A 7,439-nucleotide genomic window follows, 5' to 3' on the forward strand; every position below is an offset into this window, starting at 1 on the left:
CCGTGATCCTGTGCACCAGGCTGACGAACGCGCGCATCCTCACCATGGATCCCGACCACCCGGTCGCCCGCGAGCTGGGCATCTGGCAGGGCCGGATCGTGGGCCTGGACGAGGCCGTGTCCGACCTGCCCGCACGCGAGGTCGTCGACCTCCAAGGCGCCACCGTGCTGCCCGGGTTCATCGACAGCCACGTCCACCTGGCATGGACGGGCCTGAAGGCGAGCTCGCCGAGCATCGCCGGGTGCGAGCGGGCCGAGGACGCCCTCGCCGCCGTCGAGGCGGCGGCCTCCCGCCACGGCGCGCCCGGCGCCTGGGTGCACATCGGCGGCTACGACCAGCGGGCCCTCGGACGCCATCTGACCGCGGCCGAACTGGACCGGGTCAGCCACGGCCGCCGGGTGTTCCTGATGCACGACTCCGGCCACGCCTGCGTGGTCAACAGCGCCGTCCTCGACCTGCTCCCGCCCGGCGTCCCCCACGAGGACGGACTCCTCGTGGAGAGCGCGATGGGCGCCGTACGGCGGCTGCGCCTTCCGTACGCGCAGGAGGAGCTCGCCGACGCGATCGAGTACGCCGGCCGCGTCTGCCTCGCCGAGGGGATCACGGCCTGCGCCGAGGCGGGCATCGGCGCCGGCCTGCTCGGCCACAGCCCCGTCGAGCTCGGCGCCTACCAACTCCTGCGGGACCGGGGGCGACTGCCGCTGCGGGTCCAGCTGATGCCGGGGGCCGACACCCTCCGGCCGCTCGGCGCGCATGAGGACGACGGCATCCCACGGGCGCTGGACCTCGGCCTGCGCACCGGGTTCGGCGACGACTGGCTGTCCGTCGGCGCGCTCAAGATCTACACCGACGGCGGCATGATGGCGCGTACGGCCGCCCTCACGGCCCCGTACGAGGGTACGGACCACACGGGACAGCTCCAGGACGACCCGGAGCACCTGACGTCCCTCATCGTGGACGGGCACCTCGCCGGATGGCAGCTCGCCGTGCACGCCATCGGCGACCGGGCCGCGGACCTCGCCCTGGACGCCCTGGAGCGGGCCCAGGCGCTGCGGCCCCGCACCGACGCCCGCCACCGCATCGAACACGCGGGGCTGATCCGGCCCGACCAGCTTCCGCGTTTCGCACGGCTCGGGCTCAGCGCCGTGGTCCAGCCCAACTTCCTGCGCTACTTCGGCGACGACTACGCGAGCATCATGGGCCCGCACCGGGCGCCGTGGATGTACCGCGGCCGGGGCTTCCTCGACCACGGGGTCACGCTCGTCGGCAGCTCGGACCGGCCCGTCACCGACGGATCGCCGCTGCGGGCCGTCCAGTTCATGGTCGAGCGCGCCTCCGTCTCGGGCGGGCTGATAGGCCCGGAAGAGGCCGTCACCGTCGACGAGGCCCTGCGCGCCTACACGGTCGGCGGCGCGTACGCCTGCCGGTGGGACGACAGCGCGGGCAGCCTCGGCCCCGGGAAGCGCGCCGACCTCGTCGTGCTGGGCGACGACCCGCGGAGCGTCGACCCCTCCCGGATCGGTGACATCGAGGTCGTCGCGACCTTCGTGGACGGACGCGAGGCGACGCGGGGTGGGAAGCTGTGAGGCGCGACGACCGCACGGGCCCGCCGTGCGGACGGTGACGGCCCCGGCGCGCCTGGGAGCGGACCCCCTGCCGACGCCCTGGCCGGGAGGGCAGGGGCCCAGGCTGTGGAGCGTGCGGGTGAGCGAGTACGCCGCGCGGGCCGGTGCGCTGCACACGGTGCTCGACGACGGCGAGCGGGCCCGGTGCCAGGGCTTCGTGCGGACGGTCGACCGGGACCGGTACCGGGTCGCCCATGTGGCACTTCGTCAACTGCTGGGCGCGTACCTCGCATGCGACCCGGCGGGGGTGCGTCTCGGGCGTGAGCCGTGTCCCGGGTGCGGCGAGCCGCACGGCCGCCCGGCCGTGGCCGGCGCCTCGCCCGTACCGCTCCACTTCTCCCTCTCGCACGCCGGCGACGCCGTCCTGCTGGCCTTCGCGGACGCGCCGGTCGGCGTCGACGTCGAGGAGTGGCCGAGCCCCGAAGCAGCCGCGGAGGTGGGGCGGTTGCTGCACGCCACCGAGCGCGCCGAGCTGGCGGCGCTGGCGCCGTCGGCCCGTCCCGCCGCCGTCGGGCGCTGCTGGGCGCGGAAGGAGGCGTACCTCAAGGGGGTCGGCATCGGACTCGGAGAGGACCCGTCCGTCACGTACGTGGGTGCCGGGGGCGTTCCGGCGGCCGTCCCGGGTTGGTCGGTCACCGACGTGCCGGCTCTTGCGGGCTACGCGGCCGCCTGCGCGCTCCGTACGGAGGACGGCTCTGATCACCCGACTTGGCTCTCGACTTAGGCAAGGCTAACCTTAGTTCTAAGTCCACCGGGGGTCATGCGGTGATCCAACCGCCCCTCCCGCACGGTGGATCCGAGGAAGGAATGCCTTGATCACGGCCACGCCGCGCCCTGTCACGCCGTCACCCCGCACTCTCCCATCGACCGGCTTCCGCGCCTTCTCCGTCCGGCCCGCGCGGCCCGCCGACGCCGACGCGCTCGCCGCCCTCTCCCTGCCGTTCGTGCGATCGGGAGCGCTCCGTGAGCGTCCGCGGGCCCAGTACGCCTCCCAGGCGGGCGACTTCCTCGTCGCCGAGGCCGCCGACGGAACCCTCGAAGGGTGCCTCGGGCTCAGCGTCCATCCCGCAGAGCCGCCCGCCGGCCGGCCCGCCGCCGGCGTCCTCTACAACTTCTGCGTCGCCGGGCACCGGCAGGGGTGCGGCATGGGCGTCCGGCTCCTGCACTCCGCGCTGGCGAGGGCACGGAACCAGTCGCTGCGCACCGTGTTCACGGCGACGACCGGCAGCGGCCACCTCTTCCTCCGGCAGGGCTTCGCACCGGCCTGCGCAAGCCTGGCCCCCGCGGCCTGGGCCCGCTCCCTGGACCCCCGGCGCAACGCCCGCGTGCTGGCCCGCGTCCTGTGAGCCGAGGAACGTGAAGGGGCGGGCCCGGAAGCCGATACGGCACCAACGGCATCGCCGATACGGCTCCCGGGCCCGCCCCTTCGTGGAACGGAACGCGTACGGCGGCGCTCACGCGCCGCTCTCGTCCTCCGGGCCAGCACCAGCGTCCGCGCCCGTACCTGTGCCTGTGCCGGGGCTCGCGCCCGGACCCGCGCCGGGGCTCGCTCCCGGACCGGTACCTGTGCCGGGGCTCGCGCCGGGGCTCGCTCCCGGATCCGGGAGCACCGTCGTGCCCGGACCGTCCTCGGCGAAGACGCCACGCACCAGCGCGTGCGGCACCCGGCCGTCGATCACCCTGGCCCTGCGGACACCCGCCCGCACCGCCCGCAGGCAGCCCTCCATCTTCGGGAGCATGCCGCTCGCGAGCCCCGGCAGCAGGTCGGCCAGTTCACCGGCCGTCAGCCGGTCGATCACCTCGGTGCTGTGCGGCCAGTCCGCGTACAGCCCCTCGACGTCGGTCAGCATCACCAGCCGTTCCGCGCCGAGGGCGACGGCCAGCGCGGACGCCGCGAGATCGGCGTTGACGTTGTAGACCTCCCCGTCCGCACCCCGTGCGACGGGCGAGATCACGGGGATGCGGCCCTCTTCCAGCAGGCTGCGCACGGTTCCGGGTTCCACGGCCACGACCTCTCCGACGAGACCGATGTCCACCGGTCGGCCGTCCACCCACGCGGGCCGCCGTACGGCGGTCATCGTGTGCGCGTCCTCGCCCGACATGCCCACGGCGAAGGGGCCGTGGGCGTTGAGCGCGCCGACGAGTTCCCGCTGGACCTGGCCGGTCAGCACCATGCGGACCACCTCCATGGTCTCCGGCGTGGTCACCCGCAGGCCCGCCTCGAAGCGGACGTCCAGGTCGAGGCGGTCGAGCATGGCGCTGATCTGCGGTCCGCCACCGTGCACGACGACCGGGCGCAGCCCCGCCTGCCACAGCTCGACGACGTCCTGGGCGAACGTCCGGTGAAGGGCGGGGTCCACCATGGCGTTGCCGCCGAACTTGATGACGACGGTCCGGCCCTGGAGCTCCTCCAGCCAGGGCAGGTCGTCGGCCGCCAGGGCGTCGTCGGCCGGCTCGCCGGCGGTCGGTCCGTCACCGGCGGCCGCACCGTGCGCAAGGGATCCATGGGCAGCGGTCATGCTCACGGAGTCACTCCGTTCATGGGCAGGCCCAGCCGTTCCGGCAGACCGAGGGCGACGTTCATGCTCTGCACCGCGCCACCCGCGGTGCCTTTCGTCAGGTTGTCGATGGCGCTCACGCAGATCAGCCGGCCGGCGTCCGGGTCGACGGCGATCTGCACCTGGGCCGTGTTGGAGCCGAGCACGGCGGCCGTCGAGGGCCACTGCCCGGGAGGCAGTATCCGTACGAACGGCTCGTCGGCGTAAGCGGATTCGTACGCCGCGCGCACCTCGTCCTGCCCGCCCGGGGTCGCCTCCGGCCGGAGGCGGGCGGAGCAGGTGGCGAGAATGCCCCGCGGCATGGGCGCCAGCGTCGGGGTGAAGGAGACCGTGACGTGCTCGCCCGCCGCGCGGGAGAGGTTCTGCGTCAACTCGGGCGTGTGCCGGTGGCCGCCCCCGACCCCGTACGGGCTCATCGCGCCCATCACCTCGGCGCCGAGCAGCTGCGGCTTGAGCGCCCGTCCGGCACCCGACGTCCCGCTGGCCGCGACGATGACGGCCTCCGGCTCCACCAGCCGGGCCGCGTAGGCGGGGAACAGCGCGAGCGTGACGGCCGTGGGGTAGCAGCCGGGTACGGCGATCCGTGAGGCTTCGCGCAACTCGGCGCGGGCGCCGGGGAGTTCGGGCAACCCGTAGGGCCAGGTCCCGGCGTGGGCGGAGCCGTAGAAGCGTTCCCAGGCCGCCGGGTCGCGCAGCCGGAAGTCCGCTCCGCAGTCCACGATCAAAGTGTCGGGTTCCAACTGCCGTGCCAGCGAAGCCGACTGTCCGTGCGGCAGGGCCAGGAAGACGACGTCGTGACCCCGCAGGGCAGCCGCCGACGTCTCGTCGAGGACCCGGTCCGCGAGTGTGGCCAGTTGCGGCTGTACGGATCCGAGCGGCCGGCCCGCGCTGCTGTGCGCGGTCAGCGCGCCGATCTCCACGCCGGGGTGCGACAGCAGCAGGCGGAGGAGTTCTCCGCCCGCGTAGCCGCTGGCACCGGCCACCGCGACCCTTACGGTCATGTTCTTCCGTTTCTCTCATGCGTCAGAAGGTCGAGCGGCAGGACCTCGGCCGCGGCACAGTATTGATTAGGCGAGCCTAACCTGAAGTCTTTTCCCGGGGTGGCTCGGATCAAGCGGCTCGCCAGTACCCGAACGCGTGCAACCGCTCCTTGGGCACGCCGAGTTGCTTGCGCGCGAAGGCGGCGAGCGTGCGGGTCGTGACCGTGTCGCAGGCGATCCACACGTAGGAGTCGGCGTCCAGCTGCTCCGGGAGGTCGGATCGCACGGTCTCCACCAGCGCGGCTCCTCCGTCGCGCCGGGGGACGCGGACCACCTGCCGGCCCGGGGTGCCCTGATGCGCGATACCGTCCGCGTCCGTGGGCTCCGAGGTCTCGAACCAGATGGTGGCCGGGGTCAACGGCAGCGACGCGAGCAGCGAGTTGATGGCGGGCCGTGATGCCGGATCACCGACCACGAGCAGCCGCGACGGCGCGGGATCGGGCACGGTGAAGCCGGTGCCCTGGACGGTGGCCTCGATCGTGTCGCCCGCCTGCGCGGAGCGCGCCCAGTCGCTGGCCCGCCCCTGGTGCAGGACGAACTCCAGGCTGAAGGTGCCTGCGCCGGGGTCCGGGTCCACCAGCGTGTAGGCCCGCTGGTGCGGCCGTCCGGCGTCGTCGAACCAGAGACGCACCCACATCGTGGGGTGCGTTCCCGTCGTGCCGAGCATGCCGCCGTCGGTGAAGGTCAACCGGTGGAGGTGCTCCGAGACCCGTTCGTTCGAGCGCACGGTGAAGGTGAAGTCCCTGCCCCGCATGAGTTTCAGGGCGACGCCCTGCCAGCCGTGTCCCATGGTCTGCCCCCTGGTCGCGTGTGGAGACGCGTCGATCCGGAAGTGTGCCTGCCGCTCGGTCGGTCGTGAGTGCCGAGGTCAGGGGCGGGTGGAAGGGTGCCGCTGGTGGGCGCAGCGCGGCGTCGTGAGGAGCCGGCGGACCTGCTCCCCGGCCTCGGCCGCGTCCCGGGCCGTGGCCGGGAACAACAGGCGCAGATCGCAGTGGCCTTCGCGGTACTCGCAGCGCAGGCTGATGCCGTAGCGGTCCACCGCGAGCGGCAGGGTCCGCACCACGCCGTGCGGGAGCCGCGACCCGGCGAGGACGACCAGGTCGGCCACCATGTCCTCGTGGGCGTCGCAGAGATGCGTCAGCATCGCGGCCTCCTCGACGGCGAGCGGGTCGGGGTCGGCGAGGGCGAACTCGTCGAGTGCGACGTCCCGGCTCCCCGCCGCGGTCCGCAGCGTCACGCGCGCCAGGTCGAGACGGAGCGTGTCACCGTCCCCGGCGCCGCCCGGAGCGAGCCAGCCGGAGATCGTCACCCGGGCGCGCACACGGTCGCGCAGGGCCGTCGGCGCGATGTCGGTGAACTCCAGCAGGGCGGCGAGACTGCCTCGCGGCGCGGCCGCGGCCTGGACTGCCAACGGGCTGTCCGTGGAGGGGTGAAGGGTGATCCGCCCCTTGCTGCCCACGGAGTGCATACCGATCAGGTCGTACTCCTGCCCGTCCGTGGTGAGTGACAGGGACACGGCCCGGGCCAGCACGGAGCGGACCTGCTCCGCCGGGCTCTGCTCGGGCAGGGCGGTGTCTGCGGCGGTACTCACGGCGACTCCTCGCGGGACGTTGCGGCTCCGGGCAGGGGTCTGAGGGCAGCCCCTTGTTTGAGGTAAGGCTAACCTAACTTACTCTCGCTGTGGGAGTCTGCTCCGCTCCCCGTCAGCCGCGCACCGAACGTCGACCGTCCGTCGCGGGAGGGGTGAACGCCGACCACGACACGGTGCGCCATCGCGCCCTCGTCCGCGCGTACACCGTCCCCACGCGCCGCACCCGTCCCTGCCGCCCCGGACGGTGCGGTGACGGTGACGGGTGCGCAAAGCGTGGAGCTCGTCCTCGTTGACCGGCTGCTGCGCGTGACGTTCCGCGCCGCCCGGCCGCCCCGGTCCGGCGCGCAGGCCCACCCGGGCCCCGCGGACCGGTGCCGGCCCGGGCGGCCCCGGGGGCCCTGCGCGCCGGACCGGTGACGTCCGAGGCGCGGCCCCGGGGGGCAGTGGCGGAGCCCCGGGTACCGGCAGGAGCGGGGCGGGGGGAGCTCCCGGCCACAGGGCCGGGGCGTCGGTGGCGTCCCCGACCGGACCGTGCGGGTCTCGTCAGGCGTCGATGATGACGGGGATGATGAGGGGTTTGCGGCGGTAGGTGCGGAAGGCCCAGTTGGCGACCGTGCGGGCGATG

General features: G+C 73.9%; 7 protein-coding genes. 3 read left to right on the forward strand and 4 right to left on the reverse strand.

The genetic code is table 11. The features are described 5' to 3' along the window. The first annotated feature begins 5 nt into the window (after positions 1–5). The 3 genes from AB0903_RS29355 (at position 6) to AB0903_RS29365 (ending at position 2,971) form a co-directional block, all read left to right on the forward strand. Positions 6–1,586, forward strand: coding sequence for an amidohydrolase (locus AB0903_RS29355; protein ID WP_366707757.1), 1,581 nt, complete (start codon positions 6–8; stop codon positions 1,584–1,586). A gap of 118 nt (positions 1,587–1,704) precedes the next feature. Then, positions 1,705–2,349: a 4'-phosphopantetheinyl transferase superfamily protein gene (locus AB0903_RS29360; RefSeq protein ID WP_366707750.1), complete on the forward strand. Its 645-nt coding sequence runs from the start codon at positions 1,705–1,707 to the stop codon at positions 2,347–2,349. Positions 2,350–2,437: 88 nt separating this feature from the next. Continuing rightward, positions 2,438–2,971, forward strand: coding sequence for a GNAT family N-acetyltransferase (locus AB0903_RS29365; protein WP_366707751.1), 534 nt, complete (start codon positions 2,438–2,440; stop codon positions 2,969–2,971). Positions 2,972–3,079: 108 nt separating this feature from the next. Here AB0903_RS29365 and argB read toward each other — a convergent pair whose 3' ends face one another. The 4 genes from argB to AB0903_RS29385 form a co-directional block, all read right to left on the reverse strand. Next, complete coding sequence (gene argB, locus AB0903_RS29370) at positions 3,080–4,144, reverse strand: acetylglutamate kinase (protein WP_366707758.1); 1,065 nt, start codon at positions 4,142–4,144, stop codon at positions 3,080–3,082. Between the two features lie 2 nt (positions 4,145–4,146). After that, positions 4,147–5,184 carry an N-acetyl-gamma-glutamyl-phosphate reductase gene (argC, locus tag AB0903_RS29375; RefSeq protein ID WP_366707752.1) on the reverse strand — a complete coding sequence of 346 codons (1,038 nt, stop codon included), beginning with the start codon at positions 5,182–5,184 and terminating at the stop codon, positions 4,147–4,149. A 109-nt stretch (positions 5,185–5,293) separates the two neighbouring features. Beyond that, on the reverse strand, positions 5,294–6,013 hold the full coding sequence (locus AB0903_RS29380) for a siderophore-interacting protein (RefSeq protein ID WP_366707753.1): 720 nt from the start codon (positions 6,011–6,013) through the stop codon (positions 5,294–5,296). A gap of 78 nt (positions 6,014–6,091) precedes the next feature. Continuing rightward, entirely contained in the window at positions 6,092–6,814 is a 723-nt protein-coding gene (locus AB0903_RS29385; RefSeq protein WP_366707754.1) for a DUF2470 domain-containing protein, read from the reverse strand. Between the last annotated feature and the right edge of the window lie 625 nt (positions 6,815–7,439).

The organism is Streptomyces sp. NPDC048389 (genome assembly GCF_040706335.1).
GTDB lineage: Bacteria > Actinomycetota > Actinomycetes > Streptomycetales > Streptomycetaceae > Streptomyces.